This window comes from Stenotrophomonas sp. GD03794 (genome assembly GCF_029842145.1).
Taxonomy (GTDB): Bacteria; Pseudomonadota; Gammaproteobacteria; order Xanthomonadales; family Xanthomonadaceae; genus Stenotrophomonas; species Stenotrophomonas riyadhensis.
The window spans coordinates 97,407-122,659 of record NZ_JAOCFV010000003.1 but is presented as its reverse complement, the minus strand read 5'-3'; the positions used below and the strand labels follow the sequence as shown (position 1 = coordinate 122,659).

The 25,253-nt window shown below is 62.5% G+C and carries 22 protein-coding genes and 1 tRNA gene; 10 read left to right on the top strand and 13 right to left on the bottom strand.

The genetic code is table 11. The annotated features are described in order from the left end of the window. Positions 1–5: 5 nt before the first annotated feature. The 6 genes from murB to N5D91_RS02945 all read right to left on the bottom strand — a co-directional run bounded on the left by murB (position 6) and on the right by N5D91_RS02945 (position 5,750). The gene (gene murB, locus N5D91_RS02970) at positions 6–1,067 is read right to left on the bottom strand and encodes a UDP-N-acetylmuramate dehydrogenase (protein WP_180854728.1); all 1,062 of its coding nucleotides are present in this window, start codon (positions 1,065–1,067) and stop codon (positions 6–8) included. Positions 1,068–1,075: 8 nt separating this feature from the next. Continuing rightward, positions 1,076–2,131 carry a quinone-dependent dihydroorotate dehydrogenase gene (locus N5D91_RS02965; RefSeq protein WP_153854961.1) on the bottom strand — a complete coding sequence of 352 codons (1,056 nt, stop codon included), beginning with the start codon at positions 2,129–2,131 and terminating at the stop codon, positions 1,076–1,078. A gap of 8 nt (positions 2,132–2,139) precedes the next feature. Then, positions 2,140–2,910: a class I SAM-dependent methyltransferase gene (locus N5D91_RS02960; RefSeq protein ID WP_180854727.1), complete on the bottom strand. Its 771-nt coding sequence runs from the start codon at positions 2,908–2,910 to the stop codon at positions 2,140–2,142. Between the two features lie 5 nt (positions 2,911–2,915). Continuing rightward, positions 2,916–3,200, bottom strand: coding sequence for a DUF4190 domain-containing protein (locus N5D91_RS02955; protein WP_010484694.1), 285 nt, complete (start codon positions 3,198–3,200; stop codon positions 2,916–2,918). Between the two features lie 178 nt (positions 3,201–3,378). Further along, on the bottom strand, positions 3,379–4,218 hold the full coding sequence (locus N5D91_RS02950) for an SDR family NAD(P)-dependent oxidoreductase (protein ID WP_180854726.1): 840 nt from the start codon (positions 4,216–4,218) through the stop codon (positions 3,379–3,381). Beyond that, the gene (locus tag N5D91_RS02945; RefSeq protein WP_180854725.1) at positions 4,218–5,750 is read right to left on the bottom strand and encodes an aldehyde dehydrogenase family protein; all 1,533 of its coding nucleotides are present in this window, start codon (positions 5,748–5,750) and stop codon (positions 4,218–4,220) included. The genes N5D91_RS02950 and N5D91_RS02945 overlap by 1 nt, the downstream gene beginning before the upstream one ends. A 422-nt stretch (positions 5,751–6,172) precedes the next feature. Here N5D91_RS02945 and N5D91_RS02940 point away from each other — a divergent pair, with 422 nt between their 5' ends. From N5D91_RS02940 to N5D91_RS02905, 8 genes are all read left to right on the top strand, one after another. Beyond that, positions 6,173–7,630, top strand: coding sequence for an undecaprenyl-phosphate glucose phosphotransferase (locus N5D91_RS02940; RefSeq protein WP_110712082.1), 1,458 nt, complete (start codon positions 6,173–6,175; stop codon positions 7,628–7,630). A gap of 152 nt (positions 7,631–7,782) precedes the next feature. Beyond that, positions 7,783–8,217 carry a low molecular weight protein-tyrosine-phosphatase gene (locus N5D91_RS02935; protein WP_099589757.1) on the top strand — a complete coding sequence of 145 codons (435 nt, stop codon included), beginning with the start codon at positions 7,783–7,785 and terminating at the stop codon, positions 8,215–8,217. A 58-nt stretch (positions 8,218–8,275) separates the two neighbouring features. Next, on the top strand, positions 8,276–10,486 hold the full coding sequence (locus N5D91_RS02930; RefSeq protein WP_153854956.1) for a polysaccharide biosynthesis tyrosine autokinase: 2,211 nt from the start codon (positions 8,276–8,278) through the stop codon (positions 10,484–10,486). A 92-nt stretch (positions 10,487–10,578) separates the two neighbouring features. Further along, positions 10,579–12,018 carry a lipopolysaccharide biosynthesis protein gene (locus N5D91_RS02925; RefSeq protein ID WP_180854724.1) on the top strand — a complete coding sequence of 480 codons (1,440 nt, stop codon included), beginning with the start codon at positions 10,579–10,581 and terminating at the stop codon, positions 12,016–12,018. Positions 12,019–12,076: 58 nt separating this feature from the next. Next, a complete protein-coding gene (locus N5D91_RS02920) occupies positions 12,077–13,183 on the top strand; it encodes a glycosyltransferase family 4 protein (protein WP_153854954.1) in 1,107 nt (368 codons plus the stop codon). 91 nt (positions 13,184–13,274) lie between these two features. Then, positions 13,275–14,654 carry an O-antigen ligase family protein gene (locus N5D91_RS02915; RefSeq protein ID WP_153854953.1) on the top strand — a complete coding sequence of 460 codons (1,380 nt, stop codon included), beginning with the start codon at positions 13,275–13,277 and terminating at the stop codon, positions 14,652–14,654. A 31-nt stretch (positions 14,655–14,685) separates the two neighbouring features. Further along, positions 14,686–15,840, top strand: coding sequence for a DUF1972 domain-containing protein (locus N5D91_RS02910; protein ID WP_180854723.1), 1,155 nt, complete (start codon positions 14,686–14,688; stop codon positions 15,838–15,840). After that, positions 15,837–16,661, top strand: a complete 825-nt coding sequence (locus N5D91_RS02905) for a hypothetical protein (RefSeq protein WP_153854952.1) — start codon at positions 15,837–15,839, stop codon at positions 16,659–16,661. The genes N5D91_RS02910 and N5D91_RS02905 overlap by 4 nt, the downstream gene beginning before the upstream one ends. Before the next feature lie 120 nt (positions 16,662–16,781). Here the strand turns inward: N5D91_RS02905 and N5D91_RS02900 are convergent, their stop codons facing one another. The 6 genes from N5D91_RS02900 to N5D91_RS02875 all read right to left on the bottom strand — a co-directional run bounded on the left by N5D91_RS02900 (position 16,782) and on the right by N5D91_RS02875 (position 22,628). After that, complete coding sequence (locus N5D91_RS02900; RefSeq protein WP_283102592.1) at positions 16,782–18,959, bottom strand: YjbH domain-containing protein; 2,178 nt, start codon at positions 18,957–18,959, stop codon at positions 16,782–16,784. Beyond that, positions 18,956–19,717, bottom strand: coding sequence for a capsule biosynthesis GfcC family protein (locus tag N5D91_RS02895; protein ID WP_153854951.1), 762 nt, complete (start codon positions 19,715–19,717; stop codon positions 18,956–18,958). Before N5D91_RS02895 ends, N5D91_RS02900 begins: the two co-directional genes overlap by 4 nt. A gap of 3 nt (positions 19,718–19,720) precedes the next feature. After that, positions 19,721–20,401: a YjbF family lipoprotein gene (locus tag N5D91_RS02890; RefSeq protein WP_180854722.1), complete on the bottom strand. Its 681-nt coding sequence runs from the start codon at positions 20,399–20,401 to the stop codon at positions 19,721–19,723. 19 nt (positions 20,402–20,420) lie between these two features. Further along, positions 20,421–21,527 carry a polysaccharide biosynthesis/export family protein gene (locus tag N5D91_RS02885; RefSeq protein WP_153854949.1) on the bottom strand — a complete coding sequence of 369 codons (1,107 nt, stop codon included), beginning with the start codon at positions 21,525–21,527 and terminating at the stop codon, positions 20,421–20,423. Positions 21,528–21,604: 77 nt separating this feature from the next. Beyond that, positions 21,605–21,928, bottom strand: coding sequence for a hypothetical protein (locus N5D91_RS02880; RefSeq protein ID WP_180854721.1), 324 nt, complete (start codon positions 21,926–21,928; stop codon positions 21,605–21,607). 109 nt (positions 21,929–22,037) lie between these two features. Next, positions 22,038–22,628 carry a phosphatase PAP2 family protein gene (locus tag N5D91_RS02875; RefSeq protein WP_153854947.1) on the bottom strand — a complete coding sequence of 197 codons (591 nt, stop codon included), beginning with the start codon at positions 22,626–22,628 and terminating at the stop codon, positions 22,038–22,040. A 109-nt stretch (positions 22,629–22,737) separates the two neighbouring features. Here N5D91_RS02875 and N5D91_RS02870 point away from each other — a divergent pair. Next, positions 22,738–22,814: transfer RNA gene (locus N5D91_RS02870), tRNA-Arg, on the top strand. Between the two features lie 161 nt (positions 22,815–22,975). Further along, the gene (locus tag N5D91_RS02865) at positions 22,976–24,178 is read left to right on the top strand and encodes an acyltransferase (protein WP_180854720.1); all 1,203 of its coding nucleotides are present in this window, start codon (positions 22,976–22,978) and stop codon (positions 24,176–24,178) included. A gap of 85 nt (positions 24,179–24,263) precedes the next feature. On the opposite strand, the gene N5D91_RS02860 is transcribed toward N5D91_RS02865, so the two are convergent. After that, positions 24,264–25,163 carry a dihydrodipicolinate synthase family protein gene (locus tag N5D91_RS02860; protein WP_180854719.1) on the bottom strand — a complete coding sequence of 300 codons (900 nt, stop codon included), beginning with the start codon at positions 25,161–25,163 and terminating at the stop codon, positions 24,264–24,266. Between the last annotated feature and the right edge of the window lie 90 nt (positions 25,164–25,253).

The following is a 25,253-nucleotide window of genomic DNA, read 5'->3' as shown; positions in this document are numbered from 1 at the left end:
GGTGTTCACCACTGTGCGCCGAGCAGGCGGGGCTCCGGTTCGATCGGCACGCCGAACTTCTCCAGCACGGAAGCAGAGATGCGTCGCGCCAGCGCCAGCAGTTCAGCGCCGGTGGCGTTGCCGTGGTTGACCAGTACCAGTGCATGGCTGGGGGCCACGCCGGCATCGCCGTCGCGGAAACCCTTCCAGCCGCAGGACTCGATCATCCAGGCCGCGGAGACCTTGCGCTTGTCGTCCTGCTCGGCCAGGAACACGGGCAGGTCGGGGAAGTGCTGCAGCAGCACGTCGACCTGTTCCAGCGGCAGCACCGGGTTCTTGAAGAAGCTGCCGGCGTTGCCGAGCACATCCGGATCAGGCAACTTGCGGCGGCGGATCGCGATCACGGCATTGGCCACGTCGACCGCACTGGGCAGCTCCACACCCTGTGCCTGCAGTTCGTCGCGGATGCCGGCGTAGTCCATGCGCAGGTCATGCAGCAGTGGCAGCTTCAGTTCGATGGCGGTGATCAGGTAGCGATCGGGCTGTTGCTTGAACACGCTGTCGCGGTAGGCGAAACCACATTGTTCGTTGTCCAGCCGTACCCAGGCCTGTTCGTGGCAGTCCCAGGCTTCAACGGCCTGGATGAATTCACCGACCTGCGCGCCGTAGGCGCCGATGTTCTGGATCGGCGCGGCACCGGCGGTGCCGGGAATCAGGGCGAGGTTTTCCAGGCCGGACAGGCCTTCCTGCAACGACCACATCACCAGGCCGTGCCACGGCACACCGGCACCGGCGCGGATCACCGCGTGGTCGGCGCGATGCTCGAGGAAGCTGATGTCACGGTTGCCGAACACCAGCACGGTGCCCGGCAGATCCTCGGCGATCAGCACGTTGCTGCCGGCACCCAGCACCAGCAGCGGGCCGCTGGCCACCTCGGGCAGTGCCAATACCTCCGGCAGCAGCGCGGGATCGTGCAGTTCCAGCAGCTGAGCGGCGCTGGCCTGCACATGGAAAGTGTTCAGGGCCTGCAGCGGCGCATTGCGGGTGAGCGTCCAGCGCAGCGGGGCGTTGCCGTCGACGGTATCCATGGGCGCGCTCACAGCGGCGCCACCGCGCCGCGGCTCGGCGCTTCGCGACGGCGACGGATCGCCTCCACGCATTCGGAAACCAGCGCCGGGCCACGGAAGATCAGGCCGCTGTAGCACTGCACCAGTGCCGCGCCTGCAGCCATCTTGGCCACGGCATCGGCGCCGGACAGGATGCCGCCGACGCCGATCAGCGGCACCGATTCGGGCAGGCGCGAGCGCAGGCGGCGCAGTACCAGGGTGGACTGCTCCAGCACCGGCGCGCCGGACAGGCCACCGGCCTCGTTGGCCAGCGGGTCGCCAGCCACCTTGCTGTGGTCGATGGTGGTGTTGGTGGCGATCACGCCGTCCACCTGCAGTTCGCCCAGTACGCGGGCGGCGGCATCGATGTCGCGCTCGCTGAGGTCGGGTGCCACCTTGACCAGCATCGGCACGCGGCGACCGTGGCGGGCCACGAGATCTTCCTGGCGGTCGCGCAGCTGGCTGACCAGCTGGCGCAGCGCGGTTTCTTCCTGCAGTTCACGCAGGCCGGCGGTGTTGGGCGAGGAAATGTTGACAGTGATGTAGTCGGCCAGCGGGTACACCTTGTCCAGGCAGGCGATGTAATCGTCCACGGCCTGTTCGTTCGGGGTGTCCTTGTTCTTGCCGATGTTGATGCCGAGCAGGCCGCGGCGGTTGCGCGCGCGCTCGACGTTGCGCACCAGCGCGTCCACGCCCGCATTGTTGAAGCCCATGCGGTTGATGATCGCGTTGTGTTCCGGCAGGCGGAACAGGCGCGGCTGCGGATTGCCGGCCTGCGGGCGCGGGGTGATGGTGCCGATTTCGACGAAGCCGAAACCCAGCGCGAACAGCGCATCGATGTGCTCGCCATTCTTGTCCAGGCCGGCGGCCAGGCCGACCGGATTGGGGAAGGTCAGCCCGAACACCGTGCTGGGCATCGGCGCGATGCGTGCGGCCAGCAGCGGCGTGGTGCCGGTGCGATAGGCCAGGTCCAGTGCGGACAGGCCGAGGCCGTGGGCGCGCTCGGCGTCGAGCGAGAACAGGAAGGGGCGGGCAAGCGAATACATGCGTCGGTTCAGTCCAGCGTGCCGAGGAAGGCTCGGGTTCGATATTCAAAAGCAACCTGGCCGTCGACCGCGTGGGTGGCGAACAGGTCCTGCAGAGCGTCGATCATCGGCGCGTGGCGCGGATGACCGGCTTGCGGGGCATAGGAGGAGGACAGCAGGCGCCCGCGCAGGGCATCGAAGTCCAGATGCTGTACGTTCGGCAGCTCTACCAAGCCGCGCAGGCCGGGGCCGAACCAGGCCTGCATGGTGGCATCGTCCTGGTAGCGCTCGGCCACGGCGGAGTAGTCGGTGCCGTAATCCAGCAGCAGCTGTTCGTAGCCGACCAGGAACGGACTGGCATCGAGCAGGCGCGAATTCCAGTAGATCAGTGCCAGGCCACCCGGGCGCAGGATGCGCTGCCACTCGGCGCGCACCGCCACGGTGTCGAACCAGTGGAAGGCCTGCGCGGCACTGACCAGATCGATGCTGGCGTCGTCCAGGCCGGTGGCCTCGGCGCGGCCGTCCACCGCACGGAACTGCGGGTACTGCGGTGCCAGCCATTCCTCGGCCGCGCCCCGCATGGCGGCGTTGGGTTCAACCGCGACTACCGGATGGCCGCTGGCCAGGAACAGGCGACTGGAAATACCGGTCCCGGCGCCGATGTCGGCGACCAGCGCCTCGCGGCTGACGCCCATCGGGCCGTGCAGCCATTCCAGCAGTGCGGGTGGGTAATCGGGCCGGTAGCGGACGTAATCGGCGACGCGGCTGCTGAAGCGTTCAGTGCTGTCGGAGGTGGTCATGGCAGTCAGTTCGACATCGCAGCGAGCCAGGCCAGGCCGCCGAAGAACAGGATGAAGACCAGGATGGCGGCGATCACGGCGCCGACCATCACCCAGCCCAGTACCAGACCGGTGACGGCCAGGCCATCGCCTTCCAGTTCATGCGGGCGGCGGCGGATCTCGGCGCGGGCCATGTGGCCGGTGATGATGGCCACGATGCTGGCCACGAAGGGCAGGACGGTCCAGCTGGCGATGCCCATGACCAGGCTGACCACGGCCAGGGCGCTTGTCTGTCGGGGTGCCACGCTCATCGGGGTCCTCCTTGGCAGTGTGCACATGATAGTGCCTCTGCCCGGGCAATCCCATGCCCGGCGGATACGATGGCAGGCGTCGACCTTGGTAGACGAACGGCATTTCAGCCGGGTAGGCGTCGACCTTGGTCGACGAAAGGCATGCCAACCAAGGTTGGCAGCTACCGGAGTGCCGGTGTCAGCCCATCAACACCTGACCGCCATCCACGTTGAGCACATGGCCGGTGATCCAGCGCGCCAGCGGCGAGCACAGGAACAGGGCGGCATCGGCGATCTCATGCGGGTGGCCGAAGCGACCGAACGGAATCTTCGCCAGCGTACCGTGGTACAGGGCGGGATCTTCGGTGCGGCGGCGGTCCCAGAGGCCGTCATCGAACTCGATCGAGCCCGGTGCGATTGCGTTGACGCGGATCCGGTCCTTGGCCAACGCGAGGGCCTGCGAGGTGGTGTAGTGCGAAAGCGCGGCCTTGGCGGCGGCGTAGGGTGCGCCACCGGGGCGCGGCTGCTGCGCGGCGATCGAAGAGAGATTGAGAATGCAGGCGTCACTGGACGCGCGCAGCCAGGGCAGGGCCAGGCGCGATGCACGCACGGCCGCCATCAAGTCGACCTGCAGGCTGGCGGCCCAGCCGTCCTCGTCATCGGCCATGCCGTAGCCGGTGGCGTTGTTGACCAGCACATCGATGCCGCCGAGCGCGTCGGCGGCGGCCTGCAGCCACGCCTGGATCTGGCCGGGATCGGCCAGGTCGGCGGAAAACGTGTGCAGTTCGAAGCCCTGCGCCCGTGCATCGGCGCGCAGGCCATCCAGGCCCACCTGGCCGCGCGCGCAGACCGAGACCTGCGCACCGGCGCCGGCAAACGCCAGTGCCATTTCACGGCCAATACCCTTGCTGCCGCCGGCGATCAACACGCGGCGGCCGGTGAAATCGAGGGTCGGCGCCCCTGCGGGCGGCCGACCCTTTTCTGGGATCAGATCCCCGGAGGGGCTCTGACCCATGGACGTGGCCGGATCCGTTGCCATCACAGGTCGAACTTGATGCCCTGGGCCAGCGGCAGCGAATCCGAGTAGTTGATGGTGTTGGTCTGGCGACGCATGTAGACCTTCCACGCATCCGAGCCGGACTCGCGGCCACCGCCGGTGTCCTTCTCGCCACCGAAGGCACCACCGATCTCAGCACCGGACGTGCCGATGTTGATGTTGGCGATGCCGCAGTCGCTGCCGGCCGCCGACAGGAACTTCTCGGCGGTCTTCAGGTTCTGGGTGAAGATCGAGGACGACAGGCCCTGCGGCACGCCGTTCTGCATGTCGATGGCTTCGTCGATGCTGTCGTACGGCATCACGTACAGGATCGGCGCGAAGGTCTCATGCTGGACCACGGCGTCGCTGTTCTTCAGGCCCGAGACGATCGCCGGCAGCACGAAGTTGCCTGCGCGGTCGATGCGGGTGCCGCCGGTTTCGATGGTGCCGCCGGCGGCCTTGGCCTGGGCGATGGCATCGAGGAACTGCTGCACGGCGCCATCGCTGTTCAGCGGGCCCATCAGGTTGGCGGCATCAGTCGGGTCGCCGATCTTGCCTTCGACCTGCTTGTAGGCCTTGACCAGCGTGGCCAGCACGTCGGCATAGATCGAGCTGTGCACGATCAGGCGGCGGGTGGTGGTGCAGCGCTGGCCGGCGGTGCCGACGGCGCCGAACACGATGCCCGGCACGGCCAGCTTCAGGTCGGCGGTTTCGTCCAGGATGATGGCGTTGTTGCCACCCAGCTCCAGCAGGCAGCGGCCGAGGCGGCGCGCGACCTTCTCGTTGACGGTGCGGCCGACCTGGGTCGAGCCGGTGAAGCTGATCAGCGGCACGCGACGGTCATCGACCAACTTCTCCGACAGCGCGGTGCCGGCATCGTTGATCAGGAAGAAGATGTCCGGGAAGCCGGCTTCGCGCAGGGCGTCGTTGCAGATCTTCAGCGAGGCGATGGCGGTCAGCGGCGTCTTGTTGGACGGCTTCCAGATGCACACGTCGCCACAGATGGCGGCCAGGAACGAATTCCAGCTCCACACCGCGACCGGGAAGTTGAAGGCCGAGATGATGCCGACCAGGCCCAGCGGGTGGTACTGCTCATACATGCGGTGGCCGGGGCGCTCGGAATGCATGGTGTAGCCGTACAGCATGCGGCTCTGGCCGACGGCGAAATCGGCGATGTCGATCATCTCCTGCACTTCGCCATCGCCTTCCGGCTTGCTCTTGCCCATTTCCAGCGCAACCAGCGAGCCCAGGGCGTCCTTGTGCTTGCGCAGCGCTTCACCGCACAGGCGCACGGCTTCACCGCGGCGCGGGGCCGGCGTGGTGCGCCAGACCTTGAAGGCTTCCTGGGCGCGGGCGACGACGGTCTCGTACTCGGCCTCGGTGGTCGCGCGGACCTGTGCGATCGGCTCACCAGTGGTCGGGTTGACCGGGGTGATCAGCTCACCAGCGGTCGTGCTCGACCACTCCCCGTTGCCCAGGTACGTGCCAGCGTTGATCGCGTCCAGGCCAAGGGACTTGAGCAGCTCGGAAGACATGCAGACTCCTGTGTTTCGTTACGTTGTTTGGCGCCATCGCGGGCAGGTGGGGGACGCGATGAACAGAACCGCCGATGGTAGCAGAGGGAGGTCGCTGGGCTTTGGTGCGGTGCGGGGTGGAGTGGGACGTCAAAGAACCGACGTTGAGCCCGTTGGGAAGGTTCAAGCTTGACGTGAAATGACCCATTTTGATGCAGATTGACACATTTAAAATTCGTAATAGTTGCAATGACTTACATGCCGATAAGGTCGTACGGTCAGGTGTCTGCCCTGTCGAAATTCCTATCTTTTGGTCCAGACATCATTCACAATTCAGTCACGCCTGATTGACAAACCTTTGACAATCACGTGCTGGCTGGGGAGTCCATGCGCGTGAAGACGAACAATTCAGCGTTCGGTCGAGTCGTGAATGGAGAAGTGCTTTGCTACATGGATCAGTAGAAGACCTCCCCGCAGCGCGGGCCCGGGCAGGCCGCCGCCGCGTCGAAGCCCGGGCGGCCCTTGAGTTGGGGTTGCGCCTGGGCGATCTGTTGCTGCTGCCGGGCATGGCGGTGCTCTCCCACATCGTGTTGTATGGCGCGGCTGCGCCGGATTCTTCCCAGCGAATCGTGTTTGGCGCGGTGATTCTCAGCGCCATCGTCTGCTTCTCCGTTGCGCCGCTGTATCGGAACTGGCGGATGCGTGGGTTGCTTGCCGATCTCTGGCTGCTGCTGTTGGCGTGGTCTGCCACCTTCGCGTTGTTCTCGCTCTACGTCGTCCTGGTCGGACTTGCCGATGCGGTCCCCTCTACCTGGCTGATTGGCTGGTATGCCTTTGGCCTGGGCTCAATGGCTGCATTGCGCGTATTGCTGAGGGTGCAGTTGCACCGCCTGCGCTCGCGCGGGATGGACCATGAGCGGATCCTGCTGGTCGGACTGCGGGCCCCTGCTTTGAGGTTGCATCGCCTGCTGCGTGGAAAGCCAGAGCTTGGCAAGGACGTCATCGGCTATTTCGCCAGTGCGGGCGATATCGCCACCCGTCGCGGTGGGGACGCGCCGTGCCGGCTGGGGCGGCTGGAAGACGTTCCGCAGTACATGGATCAGCACCGCGGCGAATTCGACCAGGTCTGGGTGTCGATGCCGATGGGGCACGCGGCCGCGATCAAGGACATGCTCAAGCAGATCGAGCGATTTCCGGTGCCGGTGCGCCTGATTCCCGATACCACGGGTTTGGGGGCGCTTAATCCGGGCGTGCACCAGGTGGGTGATGTGCCGATGATCGGCGTACGTCAAGGCTTGGTGGATCATCGATTCCGCGTGTTCAAGCGGGTCGAGGACATTGTCGTCGCGGGTGCAGCGGTGATCCTGCTGGCGCCGTTGTTTGCCGTGCTGGCCATTGGCGTGAAGCTGAGTTCGCCGGGGCCGGTGCTTTTCCGGCAGAAGCGTCACGGACTGGGCGGCAAGGAATTCTGGATGCTCAAGTTCCGCTCCATGCGTGTGCATGCAGAGGGCGCGGGGCAGATCACCCAGGCAACGCGCGGTGATCCGCGCGTGACGCGGTTTGGCGCCTTCCTGCGCCGCAGCAGCCTGGACGAGCTGCCGCAGTTCTTCAATGTACTGGGTGGGAACATGTCCGTGGTGGGGCCGCGACCGCACGCGATCCAGCACAACAACCACTACGAGCGGGTGATCGAGCGCTACATGCACCGCCACTACGTCAAGCCGGGAATCACAGGCTGGGCGCAGGTGCACGGATTGCGTGGCGAGACCCCGGAGCTGCGCTCGATGAAGAAGCGCGTGCAGTACGACATCGACTACATCCGACGCTGGAGCCCGACGCTGGACGTGCGGATCATTGCGCTGACAGCATTGAAGGTGCTGGGTCAGAAATCGGCGTACTAGGGTGATCGATTTCTGGAACTGCGACGTAATTCCATGAATCTGTTGGCGATTTCATCGCCTGTAGTGTGCTTGTAAGGTATGCTGTGCGGCTGCCGCCGGCCCCGGATGTTCTGGTCGCGTGCGCTGCAAGGAATGCCACAGGATCCAGGTCAGTGTTCAAGAACGTTCTTTTTGTATGTGTCGGCAACATCTGCCGCAGTCCCTCCGCAGAAGTGATGCTGCGCCAGGCAGTCGAGGGCAAGGGGATCCAGGTGTCCTCCGCTGGTCTCGGTGCGTTGGTTGGGCATGGCATTGATGCCACGGCGCAGGAGTTGCTGGTGGAGCAGGGCATGGATGGCCTGGCCCATCGCGCGCGCCAGATCGATGACGCCATCCTGGGAGCCGCTGATCTGGTGCTGACCATGGAGCGCAAGCACGTGCGTCGCATCGCCGAGATCGCGCCGCAGGCATCTGGAAAAACCTTCCTGCTGGGCAAGTGGCAGCAGGATCGGGAGATTCCCGATCCATACCGTCAGCAACGCCCGGCGTTCGAGCACGTCTACAAGTTGATGGCCGAGGGTGTGGAGAGCTGGGCGCGTCACCTTTGATTGCTGCCTGCACCTGTATGTGTCGCCGTCCGGCAAATCGCATAACTGAATAGAAAGAATGAAAACCAATTCCCGCACCACCCAGGAAGACGGAAGCGACGAGCTCGATCTGCGACAGCTTCTGGGAACACTTCTCGATCATCGCTGGTGGATTCTGGCAAGCACGCTGCTGTTCTTTGCGGTGGCCGCAGCCTACGCCCTGCTTGCTGCTCCGATCTATCGGGCTGACGCGGTGATCCAGGTGGAATCGAAGATGCCGTCGATTCCAGGTTTGACCGATCTGAGCAAATCCCTGGGACTCGGATCCGGATCCGGCGAGGCCACTACTGAAATCGCCTTGATCAAGTCACGGGCGGTTGTCGGCAGTGCCGTCGATGCGCTGAAGCTGGATATCGAGATTGCTCCGAAGCGTTTTCCGTTGATTGGTGGATTTCTCGCACGTCGCGCAGAGGCGGTCGATCCTGCTGGCCTGGCGTCGCCGATTCTTGGGCTGAGCCGTTATGGTTGGGGTGGGGATACTCTTCAGATTCACCGTCTTGACGTGCCACGCGGACTGGTTGAAGAAGCGCTGACGCTGGTCGCCGGCGAAAAAGGTGCGTTCGAGCTGCTGGGCCCAGACGGTGAGAAGATCCTTGGCGGTCAGCTGGGACAGCCTGCAAAAGCAAGGGGAGTGACTCTGGAGGTCGCCGCACTGCGCGCTAACCCGGGAATGCGTTTCACGGTGATCAAGCGGCGCCAGCTGGCCGTCATCAATGAGTTGCAGGAGCGAATCGGTGTTGCCGAGATCGGCAAGGATTCGGGCATCCTGGGCCTCTTCTACGAGAATCGCGACCCTGTGGCGGCGGAGACATTCCTGCATCAGGTTGCGCTAGCCTATGTTCGCCAGAACGTAGAGCGGAATTCTGCCGAGGCATCGGCCCAGCTGAGCTTCGTGAAGGAGCAATTGCCCGGTATCCGGATGCAGGTGGAAACTTCGCAGAAAGCGTTGAGCGAGTTCCAGATGCGCGAGAACTCGGTGGACCTCTCTCTGCAGACGAAGGGTCTTCTTGATCAGGGGGTGGCCGTTGAGACCAGTATCCAGCAGTTGCGGCTGCAGCAGGCAGAGATGGATCGCAAGTTTACCCGTGACCATCCGGCCTATCAGGCGCTGATGCGTCAGATCGGTGACCTTGAGGCCAGGAAGAACGGCTTCCAAGGTGAAGTGAAACAGCTTCCCAAGGCACAGCAGGAGCTGTTGCGACTGACCCGAGATCTTACGGTTGCAAACGAGATGTACACCGTCATGTTGAGCCAGGCCCAGCAACTGGATGTGGCGCGGGCGGGCACGGTTGGCAATGTACGCATCGTAGATGCTGCACGTGTTGATGACAGCACGCCCGTCAAGCCGAAGAGGCAGGTAATCGCGTTGATCGGCGCATGCGCTGGTTTCCTGCTGGCTGTGCTTGCGATTCTGTTGCGCCAGATGATTAACCGTGGCATCGAGGATCCAGGCCTGATCGAGGAACTGGGCATCCCGGTGTACGCCTCTATCCCAGCGAGCGAGAACCAGGCCAAGGACTCTGTCCGTGGCAAGTTCAGGCAGGATGGCAATCTGCACCTACTGGCCGTAAAGGATCCTGCGGATCTGGCCATCGAAGCGCTGCGCAGCCTGCGGACGAGTCTCCACTTCGCGCGATTGGAAGCCAAGAACAACATCGTACTGATCTCAGGCGCGAGCCCGAATGCCGGCAAGACGTTCGTTTCTACGAACTTGGCCACGGTCGTTGCCCAGTCCGGTCAGCGCGTACTGATTATCGATGCCGACATGCGCAAGGGCACCATGCACAGGGCCTTCGGCGTCACTCAGACGCCAGGCCTGTCCGAGGTAATCGTCGGTGCGGCACAGATCAGCGATGCCATCCGCTCCTTTGGTCCTGTCGATGGTCTGGATTTCATCGCCCGCGGTGAGGTCCCACCCAATCCGTCCGAGTTGCTGATGCATCCGAACATGACGCGACTGCTGGAGGAAGTCTCCTCCCGCTATGACCTGGTCATCGTGGATACGCCGCCGATCCTGGCTGTCACCGACGCAGCCATCCTCGCCGCCCAGGCGGGAACGTCGCTGCTGGTGGCCCGATTTGGTCTGAACCAGCAGAAGGAAATCGCACTGGCCAGGAAGCGGTTCGAGCAGAACGGCGCGGTCATCCGTGGTGCGATCTTCAATGCGGTACAGAAGCGCGCAACCGGCTACTACAGCTACGGTTACTACGAGTACAAGTCGACCGAGTAACTGCCGGACCGGCAGGTGCCTGGACGCGCCTTGAGCCCATGATCTGCAATTGGCAGGAGGGCATAACCGAACACGCCCCGAACGATCTATCCATGAAGCTTGGTCACAATCTGAAGTGGACATCACTGGCGCAGATCTCCAAGCTCTGCGCACAGTTCGTTGTCGTCTTCATGCTCGCGCGGCTGCTTGAGCCGAGCGAGTACGGCGTTGTGGCCATGGCAACCGTGGTGGTCAATTTCTCGCTGATGTTCCGTGACATGGGGCTGGGCGCGGCGATCATCCAGAAGCAGGATCTTGGCCGCGGCGACATCGACGCTGCGTTCCGCGTCTCGCTCGTTGCCGGTAGTCTGGTGTGCCTGCTGGTGCTGCTCGCAGCCGTTCCGCTCGCTACGTATTTCTCTGCCCCAGGGCTGGCGCCATTGCTGGCGGTGCTGTCACTGAGCTTTCCCATTGCGGGCTGTGGAATCGTCCACCAGGCCTTGCTCGAGCGAGCAGGGCATTTCCGCAGGATTGCCCGCATCGAAGGAAGCAGCAACCTAGTGGGTGGGGCGCTCGGATTGGTGTCCGCGCTGGAGGGTGCAGGTGCCTGGAGTCTCGTTGTCCAGCTCGCGTTCGTTTCGATTGCAACCAGTGTCCAGCTTTGGCTTGCCTCGGAATGGCGGCCGACTGCCTCGCGCGGGCTCGGGTACCGCGGGTTGGCAGCGTTCGGCTCGGGCGTGCTCGGCTTCAATCTGGTCAACTACTTGTCGCGCAATCTGGACAGCATCCTTGTCGGGCGCTTCTATTCCTCGACCGTGCTGGGAAACTACTCGCTGGCCTATAGGCTGATGCTTTTCCCGTTGCAGAGCATCACGCTGGTGGTCTCGCGATCGCTTCTTCCGGTCCTTTCGCGTCTCCAGTCAGATCGCAGGGGCAGGGTTGAGGTCTATCAGATCGCGGTAGGCGGAATCACTCTGGTCGTCGCTCCCATGATGGTCGGGTTGTACGTACTACGCGAGCCGTTCATCAGGCTGGCTTTTGGCGAAGGCTGGGATCTGGCGGTGCAGCTGCTTGCCTGGTTCGCTCCCACCGCCCTGCTGCAGTCGGTCATGAGCGTCACAGGTGTGGTTCTGATGGCCGCGCGTCGCACCAGGACACTGCTTCACCTTGGAGTGATCGGCGCAATGCTGCAGGTAGGCGCCTTCGCGTTGGGCATCACGCACGGCGTCGTGGTGATGGCCGCACTGTATCTGCTGGCCAACCTGCTCAACTTCATTCCCGTCATGCTGGTCTGCGCGCGGGTGCTGGGGGCCCGCCCGTCTGAGGTGACTCAGCCGATGATCCCACCACTCATTGCGGCGCTGATCATGGGAGGCACGCTCGAACTGTACATGCGGTACGGAGATTTCGCGCAGGACGCGGTCTCGCTGACACTCGCCATCATGGCATCGGCAGCATGGTACGTAGTTCTGGCGCTTGCATTCTCCCGGGAGTGGCGGCGACGGGCGCTCTCCGCATTGAGTGTCTTCAGGCGCGCCACGAAGGCGGCCTAGCGGGCAGCATGTTGCTGCCGATGCGATCTCACTACATGGACGTTCCTGGACCACACTCATGAAGATTGTCTGCGTACACCAGAGTGCCGAGTTGTACGGCTCTGACCGGAGCTTCCTGGCCGCCGTCGAGGCGATTGTCCAACACGCGCCGACGCCTGCGGAGGTTGAAGTCATTCTTCCCGAGCATGGGCCGTTGGCGGCTCGTATTTCAGAGGCCGGTGGCTCGGTGCACTTCGAATCCGAAGGTTACCTGAGAAGAAGCCTGCTGCGCAGGCCTTTCTCGTTCGCTGCGGGGCTGCTGGCTGCCACACGGCGCCTTCTGCATCGCTTCCGTGGCGCCGATGTGATCTATGTGAACACTCTGGTCTGTGCGTCTGCCCTGCTGGCATGCGCGCTGTCCACGCGCCGCGCACGCCGCATTCTGCATGTCCGGGAAATCCCCGGGCGCAAGGAGCTTGCCTTCTTTCGCGTGTTGATCAGGCTGTCTGGTGTGGAGGTCGTGTACAACTCGCAGGCAACCCGGCTCGCCATTGGCCTGCCCGGCACTGTCGTCTACAACGGCGTTCCTGGTCCTGCGGCATGCATGCAGGAGCTTGGCGGGAATGATGGGGTGCGGTTGCTGATGATCGGCCGCATCAATGCCTGGAAGGGACAGAAGTTCCTTCTCGAGGCCTTGCTGCGCAGTCAGAGGCGCATCCGGCTGAGAATCGTCGGGTCGGCGATCGATGCGCAGGTACACCTGGTGGAAGAGCTCCATCACATCGCCCGTTCGCTGCCGGATGGCGTGACCTGCGAGTTCTTCGGCTTCTGCGAGGACCCCTCGGAGCACTATCGCTGGTGCCATTACGTGGTCGTTCCCTCCACCAGTCCCGAGCCTTTCGGGCGGGTGGCAATCGAGGGGTTCTCGTATGGTAAGCCGGTGATTGCGGCCGCGCATGGGGGCCTGACTGAAATTGTGCAGCATGGACAGGATGGATTCCTGTTCGAACCTGCCAGTCAGGTCGCGCTTGCACAAACGATCGAGGGCCTTCCCCATGCCCTTTCACCTGGCCACCTGGCACTGGGCAGGCGTGCCTTCGACGCGTTCTCCTCGCGCTTCTCGGTGGAGAACTACGCAGAGCGGATTTCACGATTGGTGTTTGCTTCATCTGGACCTACGACATGATTGACTCCCAACCAGGGCATTGCAACGGAACCGCCGCAGCTACCGTTCGGACAGCGGTCCGTCACTCCGCATCTGGCATGGCGGCATTCGCATGATCTTCCTGTTGGCATGTATCGGCGCGTTGCTGATCATCCTCTACTTCCGAAAAGCCGTGCTCCTGATGCCGGCCTGGATGATGCTCACGCCCAAGGCGCTGCTGCTGGTCGATGTGCCCGGCATTCCGGTGCTCAGTCTCTATCGCTTTCTGATGGCGATGGTAATGGTCATGTATCTGATGACGCTGGCGCTTGCGCGCAAGGGCTCGGTCAGGAAGGGGCCATTCTTCACTGGTTTGATGTTGTTCCTGGGCATGGCGGCCGTTTCGGTCTTGATGAACATAGGCAGCGCCTCCGCCGGGCTGCTTACCTGGATTGCGCTGTGCCTGGAAGTGGGTGTTCCGGTCCTGGCCTTCAGTCACTTTGCCGGCGGATTGGGCCTGGCAGAGGCCAAGCGCCTGCTCAGGATCTACGTGATGTTCTTCAGTCTGCTGGCGGTGTATGCCATCGCGGCCTATCTGGTGAACTGGAATCCCTATATCGACTTCATCAATTCGACGACCCAGACCGGCCGCGTGATGGCGAGAACGTATGCCGACACGCTGCGGGGCATGCGCGCGCAGGGAACCACATCGCATCCGATCACCTACGGCGCGCTGGTCGCGATCATGCTTCTGACGTACTACGTCGCCCGGCTCTGCGGTCAGGTGCGGATGCGCGACATGCTGGCAATGGCTGCTGTCTCGGGGTGCATCATCATTTCGATGCTTTTCACCAACTCACGCAGCCCACTGATGCTTTACTTCTTTGCCCTGCTGGTGTTCGGCGTATCGGTAGGCATCGTCAGGTCGCTGAAGTACTCGCTGCTGGGCGGCATGGCGTTTGTGATCGCGTTGGCAACGTCGAATGTGTTCCTCGAGAAAGTTCTTTCCGTGGTCAACATCTTCGATGCCTCGGTAGGTACCGAGCAGAACGGTTCTGACCTCGCCATGCGGGCAGGGCAGTTCGCCGTCTCGCTCTCCTACTTCTGGCAGTCCCCCATCTGGGGCTTGGGTCTGGACGCGACTCGCGAACTGGTGGCCGGCGGCGCAGCGGCCGATCTCTACGATGCCGAAAGCGTTGTTTTCAAGCTATTGATTGACCAGGGTGTACTTGGGTTCATTGGCTACATTGCGCTGTTCGTTCTTGTCCATCGTGGCGTGGGTAGCCAGCTCCCGACCGTCAAGTCCAGGAGAATGTTCACAGGCCTGGTTCTTGGGTATGTGCTCTTTACGCTTGCGACGGGCGTGATGGATACCCTGCAGCTCTTCCTCCTGCTCGCACTGTTCATTGCTGCTTATGGTCGAGCAATGGGGGGCTCAAGTCCATCTCCTGCCATAGTAGGAGCTCCTGAGTCGCGAGCAGGGGGCGATGTACTTCGGAGTGCCCGGGAATGATTCGTTTGTCTGAGTTCAAAGGTGTAGCGCTGTGAACAAGAAAGTTCTGAGAATTCTGGGAATAAGAGGTGTTCCCGCCGCGCACGGTGGCTTTGAAACCTTCGCCGAGTACCTTGCTCTTCACCTTGTGTCCCGGGGATGGCAAGTGATTGTCTACTGCCAAGAGGACGGCAAGGGTGACAGGTGGGAGGACGAATGGAATGGAGTCAGACGGATTCACATTCCCGTGGCAGTTCCGGGCGCCGCAGGCACAATCCTGTTTGACTGGAAGTCGAATTGTGATGCTTCCGTTGCTGGCGATCTTTGCCTGACCTTGGGCTACAACACTGCAATCTTCTCAGGTCTTCTACGGGCGAGGGATGTCACCAATGTCATCAATATGGATGGCATTGAATGGGCACGTGCGAAATGGGGACCCGTCGCCAAGCTTTGGTTCTGGATCAATGAACGTCTTGGTTGCTGGCTGGGCGATCATCTTGTTGCAGATCATCCCCGCATCAAGGACCACCTGGCGACGCGGGTGAGGCGTGCAAAGATTACAACCATCGCGTATGGCGCTGAGTGTGTGAAGTCGGCTGATTGCTCCCTGGTTGAGCGATATGGGCTGACGCCTCGCCAGTACCTTACCGTCATTGCGCGGCCGGAGCCCGAGAACTCCTTGCTGGAGATTGTGCAAGGCTTCTCGGCTCGCCCTCGCAGCCAGAAGCTAGCGATTCTGGGGAGGTATGAGCGTAGCAATGCGTATCATCGGAAAGTAATCGAGGCGGCGAGTGATGATGTTGTCTTCCTTGGGCCGATCTATGACAAGGCTGCGGTGAAGGCGCTTCGATTGCACAGCCTTGCATACGTACATGGCCATCAGGTGGGGGGGACCAATCCTTCGCTTGTCGAAGCTCTTGGCGCTGCCAATCCAGTCATCGCGCATGACAATCCGTTCAACAGGTGGGTGGCAGGGGATTCGGCACGCTACTTCACAGACGCCGATTCGTTTGCCTCTTTGATGGACGGATTCGGGGCGCGCGAAGGCGAGCTGCAGTCACTGTCCTGCGCGGCCGCATCGCGTCATGCGGAGGCCTTTACCTGGGAGCGGGTACTTGCACAGTACGAGCAGCTTCTGTCTGCGTTCTCGCATGGGCGTGAACATGGCGATGATGCGGCTCGGAAGATGGATCTGGATCTGCAATGAGCTCAGCAGCCACCCTCGTCATCCTGGTCGTGCTTTATCGGATGGATCCAGCTAGCTCGCCCACATTACAGTCTCTGAGCGAAGCGCTGCGCAGGCCGGGTGGATTCGGCGGCCGTGTGGTGGTCTGGGACAACAGTCCTGTGTCCTTCGGTGCTGATTCAATTGCGGGCCTGGATCTGTCAGGGTTCGATCGGAGCTACGTTCCTTGTCCGGAGAATGCCGGCCTGGCCACGGTCTACAACTCGGTCAGTGCGACCATGAAGGGTGATCTTCTTCTGATTCTTGATCAGGACTCAAAGCTGCCGGCTGGATTTCTGGAGACGCTGAGCCTGGAGGTTTCAGCCAATCCAGCAAGCAACCTGTTTCTACCCGTTGTGGAATCCAATGGCAGATGTGTTAGCCCGGGGCGTCTTCAGGTGTTCAAGGGAAAGCACGTGAGCGCTCCAGCAATGGGGCGCCAGTCTCCCAGGAACGTCCTGGCCATCTCCAGCGGAATGGTGATCCGTTCCGGATATCTGCAGCAGCCCCGATTTGATGAGCGCCTGACTCTGTATGGAATTGATACGCGCTTCATGATCGACTTTGCCGAGTCTGAGCGGCAGGTGGTGGTCATGCCCGTGGTGATTGGCCACGATACGGCGCTCTGGTCGGATATGGCCGCAGATGGCATGTTGTGGCGGATCCGCTCGCTGGTACATTCCTGGCCCATTGTGTTCGAGCAGCGGCCGATTGCGCGCACGCTCTCTTGGCTGTACGCGCGCTATGTTCTGGTCAAGCTTGCGGTGAAGTACCGTGATCCCAGATTCCTCTCGGTCTTCTGATGATGGGGGCTCGGGCTCCCTTGCGGTTGCGAGCCCCGCGGATGATGGCGACCCCGCAGGTCGCCCTGGCTGAGCTCGGGGTCGAATGGCCTGGTTGGCAGGACGTCGGTCGAGGAGCCTTCAGTCAGCAATGCCCTGTATATTCTCGTAGAAGAAGCGCTCATCTCGCTCGCCAGTGAGGTTGTAGAGTGGGTACTTCCTAGCCAACATGGCGCCACCGTCGCGGATCAGCGGGTTCCAGGTAAGCGTAGCCCTGGCCGGAGTCGATCGAGGCAACAGGGTGTCAAACGGGATGCTGAAGTAGATGCCTTTGTCGAAGCTGCCTTCGCCGAACTCGGCGGAGCTGACGTTGGTCTTGGTGGCGTAGGCGCCCATGGTCACGCCATTGCGGAAGACGCGTGCCACATTGGCGGTCGCGCCATAGTCCCCTGCCAGGTATCGGCCTGCACTCAGCGAAGCGATGACCCGCTGCTGGTTGCCGAAGGCATAGTAGAGGGTCGCATGGCCTGTCGTGGTTGAGTAGTCACGCAGCCCGAAACCTTGGTTGAAGTCACGCTGCTTGACCCAGTTGATGTTGGCGCTGATCGCCCAGGGCTGATCCATCGGCCGGTACAGGACTTCGCTGCCGGCGCCGGCATACATCCACTCTAGGTAGCCTGCATACGCAATGGCGTAGACGTCGCGGGACAACCGTCGCGACAGATTCAGCTGAAGATTCGGAATCGTCAAATCCGAGGTGCGCGTGTATTTGCGCAGGTCGGTGCGGACGCGCGGCAGATTGCTCGGTGCGTCATACCTGAACTTGTCGTAGTTGTTGAGCAGATTCTGACTGGCGCTGCCGGTCAGCCAGACGTTCTTGCCGAAGAAGTAGCTGGCGCTGTAGTTGGCCGACACCTGGTAGAGAATGAAGCCATCCGGGCCGCCCAGGTTCTGCCGGTACCCGAAGCTGAAACCGCCGCCGAAAGGCGAGCGCTTGGCACGGAACAGCTCATGCCCGTTGTTCGTACCGGGTGCGCTGAGCTCGCTGCTCCTCTTGAGGGTGTCCTCATCAACGCCGCCGCTCAGATAGCCTTCAAACGCTTCGCGCTTGACCGACATGTCAACGATTGGCATGCCCAGGCGTTCGCTGCGCAACGTGTACCAGTCGTACCGGTCGCCCAGGTGATGGGAGAGGATGCGCGACGAACGACCTAGGCCTTTGGCCGGGTTGAAGTAGCGCGATTGCGATCCGGTCAGGAACAGCTCTTTCCCCTGTGCGGACACCCGCTCCAGGTTGAATCCGGCGTTGGTTCTCAGATCCGATGCAATCAACTTCCAGTCCTGCTGTGTCGGTGCCTCTCTCGTTTCGAGCGTGCTCTGTTCTCCTGCCTCGCGGTGGTCGCCGGTAAGTGGGACGGGAGGCGGGTCCAGCGGTTTGGGCGCACTGCGTGTACCGCCGGGGTTGCCACGGAGCGTCAGAGAGAACATGGCGGCGTCGCCGCGCTCCCAGGCGGCCGTCAGCTCAACCACCTTGCTGGGGCGATAGACCAGGCCGACGTTGATGGGGGTCGATTGGGGTAGGTTGTTGCCGCGAGGTTCGCGGCGGTAGTCATTGCCGTCGTACTCGACCTTGATCACAAGTTGCTCCAGCGGCGTCTGGTAGGCGATGCCACCAAATACACCGACCGGTCCGCGGAACATGGCGTTGCCTCCGAACTTGCCGGCGTTGACGATCGCGCTGGTCGGAATTGGCCGGTCCTTGAATCGATCGTCGAGGACGCCCAGAGGGTTGGAGAAATCACCGCGATTACCGATGTAGCCGGTTGCCAGGCCAAGTGATGCATCAAACCGCCCGTAGCGTTTGCTGGCGACGAGGTATTCACTCGAGAACAGGCCAGTGCCGCCCAGATCACGAACACCGAATGCGACTTCCGGAATCCAGTGGGATTCCTCAATGAGTCGAATCTTGAAATCGATCGATTTGTCTTTGTAGTTCTGGTTCCCGCTGAACGATGCGGGGCCGTACCGAAGGTTGGAGACGTTGATGTACCGGAACGAACCCTCCAGCCAGGGCAGCGGTTGCATAGTCACGTTGTAGCGGCTGTACGGCGAGTTGTGCGAAGCGGTGATCGCGATGTCGCCGTCGTCGGCCATGCGCGCGGTCGGTGTCTGCAGCAGGCCGATGCCACCCCATTCGCTGGAGGTCGGTGGTGGCGCTTCCTGCGCATGCAGGGCGGCACAGACGGACATGGATAGCAGGGACAAGGCCAGCGTGGCACGCACCTTGCGGCCCGCAGTGTTGCGGAGACTATGGATCACGGGGTGGCGGCCTGGGTCGCAATGAGAGCAGCAAGGTCTGCGTTGAATTCGGCATCCACCGATCGGATGTACTTGGGCGCGAACGGCACCAGCACCACCCCGCCCGGCGATACCGGTTGCGGGTCAGCGCGGTTCCAGGCAGCGGCGCCCAGCGTCTGCACGGTGCCGTCGACCTGGATGACCAGCACGGTGTCGGCATCAGCAAAGGTCGTTGCGGCGCAGTCCTTCACGTAGTCCAACGCGCTGCGCAATGGTCGATGGGGGAGGGTGCAGTGCTCGGCAACCGCTCCGACCACCTGGATGGTCGAGGGCCGCTGGAACAGGCGCACTGAATCGCCTGCCTGGATCGGCGGGTTCCATCGGGGTTGCAGCTGCATGAGGCGGGGGTCGGCCGACAGCGGGACACGTCCGGTGACCGGCATGTTCTCGATCCAGCGCGCCAGGCGTTCAGAGAGCTGGCGGAGCGCGTCGTCGCCACCCTCGCTCAGTGTCTGCAGATCATGCAGCACGCCAGCCTTCAGTCGAACCTGCGCCAGCCGGGCGCTCTGCCGGGCAAACAGTGTTGCCGGCAGGAACGCATCGGGCGCGGGTCGAGCAGCAAGAAGCGCGGCTGCGAGGCGTCCGCCGTCGTCGCCACGGTGCATTCCAGGCTGCTGCACGGCGCCGCTGAACAGCGCAGCGTCTGCGCCGAAACTGTTCGCCGAGGGAATCGCGATTGCCGCCAGCAATGCGGCAATTCGCAGGGTGAATCTGTACATGGATCAGCGTCCTGCCGGCCGATAGGGCTTTAGATGGATCAGGTCGACCGGATAGCCCGGGGCGAGGAACTGCCGGCTCTTCCAGATGAAGCCGTCGGCAGGGTCGACCCAATAGCTGTTGGTCGCGCGCATGTCGCCCCCGCTGAGCTGCTCGTCGAAGCGCAGCAGTGTGCGACGCTTGTCGAGGAGGGTGACTGTGTCTTCGCCCTTCGCGCGGATCGTGCCGACAACCTCGACGCCCATCGCGTAGCCGGGTGTGCGGTCGTAGTGCCGCACGACGCTGGCGCCATCGGCGGCGCTGCGAAGGTCGACGAACAGTGCTTCGTCTTCGACGGTGGTGGCGTACTGTGCGCCCTGTCTACTGAGGGACAGGAGCACGCCGGCCGCCGAGATGCGTAGCACGGCATGCTTGCCCGCCATCCAGACCTGCTGGCCATCGTCCAGGTAGCCCAGCACTACCAGGCCACGGATGTCCGGGGTCTGCACATCCGCCTGCGGATAGGGCGTGCGCAGCACCTGTTGCGTCGTATAGGACGGCTGGCGATGCACCAGCTGCATGATGCTGTCAGCGGTCGCCCGGCTCGCAGTCGTGCAACCGGACAGCAGCACTGCCAGTGCCGGAGGCGCGAGCCAGAAGGCGCGCGCCCAGGTGCCGTTCCTTGGCAGGCGGCCAGCAGCGGCCACCGACGTCATCCATCGCATATCAGTTGCTCAGATCGTTGCGTGCGCTTGCAGCATTGCTCAGGATCGAGGTGAACGGCAGCAGCTGGTTCACGAAGCGGCTCCAGCGCGTCACGCCGGCCGCGCCGACAAACACCACGTCGCCAGGAACCAGGTGGAACTGGCTGCCGACAGCGAATGCGGCCGGTGACTGCGCGTCAAGCTGGTAGACCACCGAGGGCTGCTCCAGCAGATTGCGCGATCCGCGGATGACGTAGACGGACTTACCGTTGGCGGTGGTCTGGCTGAGTCCGCGCGCACGGCCGATGGCTTGGTTCAGTGTCACGTCGCCTGTGCGGAAGCTGAAGGCGCCGGGCTGCCCGACTTCGCCGACAACGAAGATCTCCTTGCGATCCAAGAAGGGCACGTAGATCGAGTCGCCGTCCTTCAGGTAGATCTGACGACCGCCATAGCGGGATGCCAGTGCTTCAAGATCGATCGTGTAACTGGCACCGTCACGGCTGAGCTGCACGCCGGACAGGTCGGCTCCGGCCGAACTGAGGCCGGCCTGGCTGATCGCATCGGACAGGGTCAGTGGTGCCGTGCCGAGCGTCACCGGCGTTGACTGCTGCGCTGCACCGGTTACCCATACACGCTTGCTGGCGTAGGTCAGCACCGAGACGTCCACTTGCGGCGATTCGATGTACTTGGCCAGGCGGCGTGCTACTTCTTCGCGGACCTGGCTGGGGGTCTTGCCATCGGCCTCGACCACGCCGATGTAGGGATAGAAGAACGAGCCGTCGCTCTGCACGGTGCGCCCGGCCAGATTCGGCGTCTGTTGGGGGCCCGCCGGCACGGTCAGTTCCGGGTGATCCCATACGGTGATGTACAGGGAGTCGCCGATGCCGATGCGGTACTGGCCGGGGACATAATTCAGAAGGGCTTCGGGCAGTGACTGCTCACTTTCGGACGCGGCATCCATCGCGATGAGCTTGGCAGTGATCGGCACCAACTGCAGCTGACCGTCGTCGCTGGTCTGGGAGCGGATCAGTTCGGAGCTGCGCAGATGTTGCCCGGGGGACCACATGCAGGCGGGCAGGACTGAGGCCGCCAGCAGCGCGGCAGCGATTCGAAAGTGCTTCTTGGTCATGGCCATATCGAGAGAAATTCGGGCATAAAAAACCCTCGCCGGAGCCCGGCGAGGGCTTGGGGCAGGCTCGGCCTGGATCAGCCGCCGGTGCCGCCGGTGCCACCCGTACCGCCGGTGCCACCGGTACCGCCAGTGCCACCCGTACCGCCAGTGCCATCGTTCCCGCCGTTGTCGCGCTCGCCGCTGGAGCTGTCGCCAGCCACGCTGTAGAGCACTGCGCCAGCTGCCACAGCGATGACGCTGGTGCCGACGATGGCGGCGGTGGAAATGCCTGCGGCCTCGGCGCCGGCGGCGGTGGTCGCAACCGCCCGCTCCGTCGAGGCCTCCGCAGCCGGGACTTCCTGAGCAAACACCGGCGAGGACAGGCCCAGCAGGGCCAGGGCAGCAATCATCTTCTTCATCTACGGGGTCTCCTACTCCGTGAGGGAAATTTTTCCACCGCTATGTTGGCTGCTATTCATTTGCCCTGTCAAGGAACGTGAAGGAAATGTGGAGTCATGTTGGCGATTCTCAGAAGTGCTGGAAGATCTCAGACCTGCCGGAGATGAACTTCGCCAGTGCGATCACGAGCTGATGGGTATGAAGGTCGGGCAGGGTGAAGGGTAGGACCGTCCCCGCAACTACGGCAGCGACAACAGCCATCGCAGGCGGGCGACCGATGGGTGATGCGGTGCGCAGTGCCAATGTGCTGCAGCTCAGCCCAAGTGCCAGCCCGGCAACGACTTCCGACAGGCTATGTGCATGCAGCGGGATTCGTGACCAGGCAATGGCGGTGGCCAGCAGCACACCGATGACCACGCCGAACGTCCGAGCGCGCTTGCCGGGGCCGGCAAGCAGTACACCAACGACCGGATAGATGACACTGGACATCGCGGCATGCCCGGAGAAACCGGTGAAGTGCACGCTCTTGATGCCAATTCCCCAGCCCATGAAGGCCAGCTTTGAGGCAAGCGTGACGCCGGCGGTGACGGCGATGGCCAGCAGCCATCGCCATTTCAGGCTTACATCTGCGCGGGGCAGGGTGATCAGCAGCACCAAGGCCATCGGCAGCAGCCAGCGGCTGTCGCCGAGGGCGGAGAGGGTTCGCCAGGCGTCGGACATCCAGTTCACAACGGGTCGCGGCGGGCCAGCATATCGAGTCCGAGCGCTTCGCAGCACGACGCGCGCTTGGTCCATTCAGCTGAACGCGGTATCCTGTGCCGCTGCCAATGGCCCCGTAGCTCAGCTGGATAGAGCGTCCCCCTCCTAAGGGGAAGGTCGCCCGTTCGAATCGGGCCGGGGTCACCAGCCAGGCCGGGTAACTTGGGGGAGTTTGCCGTTCAGATCCTGGAATGGGGTGGGGGCAGCGGAATGGCTGCCATTGCCTGCATGTGTTTGCGGTCGGATATGGATTTTCGAGGGCGCTTGCTCCGGCCCATGCATTCTTTTGTTTGCTTCTGGGTGGGTTGGTGTCGATCGATCTTTATTCGCCTTTCGTGCCGGCTGGAATTGCCCTGCTCGCACTGCTGTGTGCTTTGCCACTGGGGAGGTTCGTGCCGCTACCGGACTCCAAGGGACGTGCTACTTCAATCGATGGGCTCAGGGGGCTGCTTGCCCTAGGTGTGTTCGTCCACCACTCATCCATCTGGTATGTCTACGCGAGGAGTGGGGAGTGGAAGGCTCCCGCCTCCGCCTTGTACGCGCAACTTGGCGAGGCCGCAGTTGCCCTCTTCTTCATGATTTCGGCCTATCTCTTTTATCGACAAATTGCCAGTGGCGTCACTGATTGGACGAGGCTGTACGTCGGCAGAGTCCTGCGTATGTTGCCGCTTTACGCGATCTGCGTTGTGCTGTTGCTGCTTCTGGTCTTGATCGAGAGTGACTTCCACCTTGTCGACCCGTTGTTCCGGTTTGGGGTGGGTGTGATCCAATGGTTCTCGTTCACTGTTCTCGGGGCGCCTGATATCAATGGTGTTGTTGGAACCCGCTACATCATGGCCGGAGTCGTTTGGTCGCTTCCCTATGAATGGGTTTGGTATTCGGTATTGCCACTGTTGGCGTATTTCATGCGTCAGCGTGTCCGGCGCGGATTGCTGCTGCTGTCGGCACTTGGTCTGGCGTATGCGGCTGTCCGATTGAGCTGGGTGCTGATGTTGCCCTTTGTCGGTGGTGTCGCCGCGTACTACGCAACAACTCGAATGGCCGTTGTGAGCTTTCTTCGTGGGAAGTGGGGCTCGATTCTAGCGGCTTCGTGCATGATCCTGTCGGTTGCCTGTTTCGATTCAGCTCGGCATCCAGCGGCAGTCGTCTTGTGGTCGGTTTTCTTTGCGGCGATTGCCTGCGGTAACACCTTGTTCGGATTGCTTACACTTCGGGTTTCAGCCATTTTGGGTGAGCTGTCCTATGGCATCTATCTCCTGCACGGATTTGTACTCTTTCTTGCCTACAAGGGTTTAGGTGCGGTTGTCTTTGCAGATCTCTCGCCCGCCTCGTACTGGGCTTTGACTGCAACTTTGTTGCTTCCACTGCTCATCGCTTGCCTTGTCAGTTATCGATGCATTGAACTTCCTGCGATGCTGTCGCGTAGAAGTGTCCTCGAAAAAATACAGGTTGTGAGCGAAGTCCTTATTGCCAGATGGCGTATTTTACTTAGACCTGAGCGAGTGGACTGAAGGTTATTCCGGGGGCTAGCAGCGGCGATTTCGTCAGTGCTTGGGTCAGTTGGGGGCGTCTGCCACCGGAGGTGGCAAGATTTGACTAGTTGTTGGACAACAACCCCAAACCACCCAGCACCGCCGCCACCTCCTCGCGCTCGCCACCATGCAGCCCCTGCAACGGCAACGGCAGGCAGTCCTCGCCGCACAACCCCAGCAGGGCCGCCGTGCAGGCCATGACGCGAATCCCGCCAAAGCGGTCATACAGCGACCACAGCGGCGCCAGTCGTACGGACTGGGCAATCGCACCCTTCTCATCGCCGTTTCCCACGGCCCGCACGATCTGCAGCGCAACCTCTGGGAACAGCCCTGCTGTCACCGAGTACCAGCCATCACATCCCGCCAGCAGACCACGCACCGCAGAGGCGTCGCCACTGACGCCCAGCGTCACATGCGAAGGGACGCTGGCGCGCAGTGCCGCGACACGTGTGGCAGCCTCAACCGGATCATCAGCAAGGCGCGGAATCTTGATCGAAGCGATGTTGGGCAGCGCGGCAATCCGGCCATGCAGTGCATCGGTGAAGCGGAAGTGCGTGGTGCTCGGGTTGTCGTAGACGCAGATCGGCGTGCGCACCGCCGCACAAACCGTCTCAAACAGCGCCTGCACCTCATGGTCCTTCAGGGGCTGGTAGGACACGGGCGCGAGCAGCAGGCCCGCTACACCGGCATCTTCGGCATCCAGGGCCAGCTCCAGCACATCCCGGGTGCGTAATGCACCGATGCCGGCGATGACCGGTACGCCTCCGGCGTGTGCCAGGGCTTCGCGCAACACGCGCTTGCGTTCATGCGTCTGCAGATAGGCATAGCTGCCGGTGGAACCAAGGACGCCCATCGAATCAACACCGGAATCGACCAGGCGCTCGACCAGGCCGGTAAACGCGCGAAAGTCGATACCTGCTTCAGAGAGTGGGGTCAGTGGAAACGCGCTGAGGCCTTTGAACATGGAATCTCCCGAGAGGGGAATGGGCTGGACGCCTGGCATTGTTTATTGTCCTATGACAAAACTCAAGTGCCGTCCTGCAGCGTGTCTGCC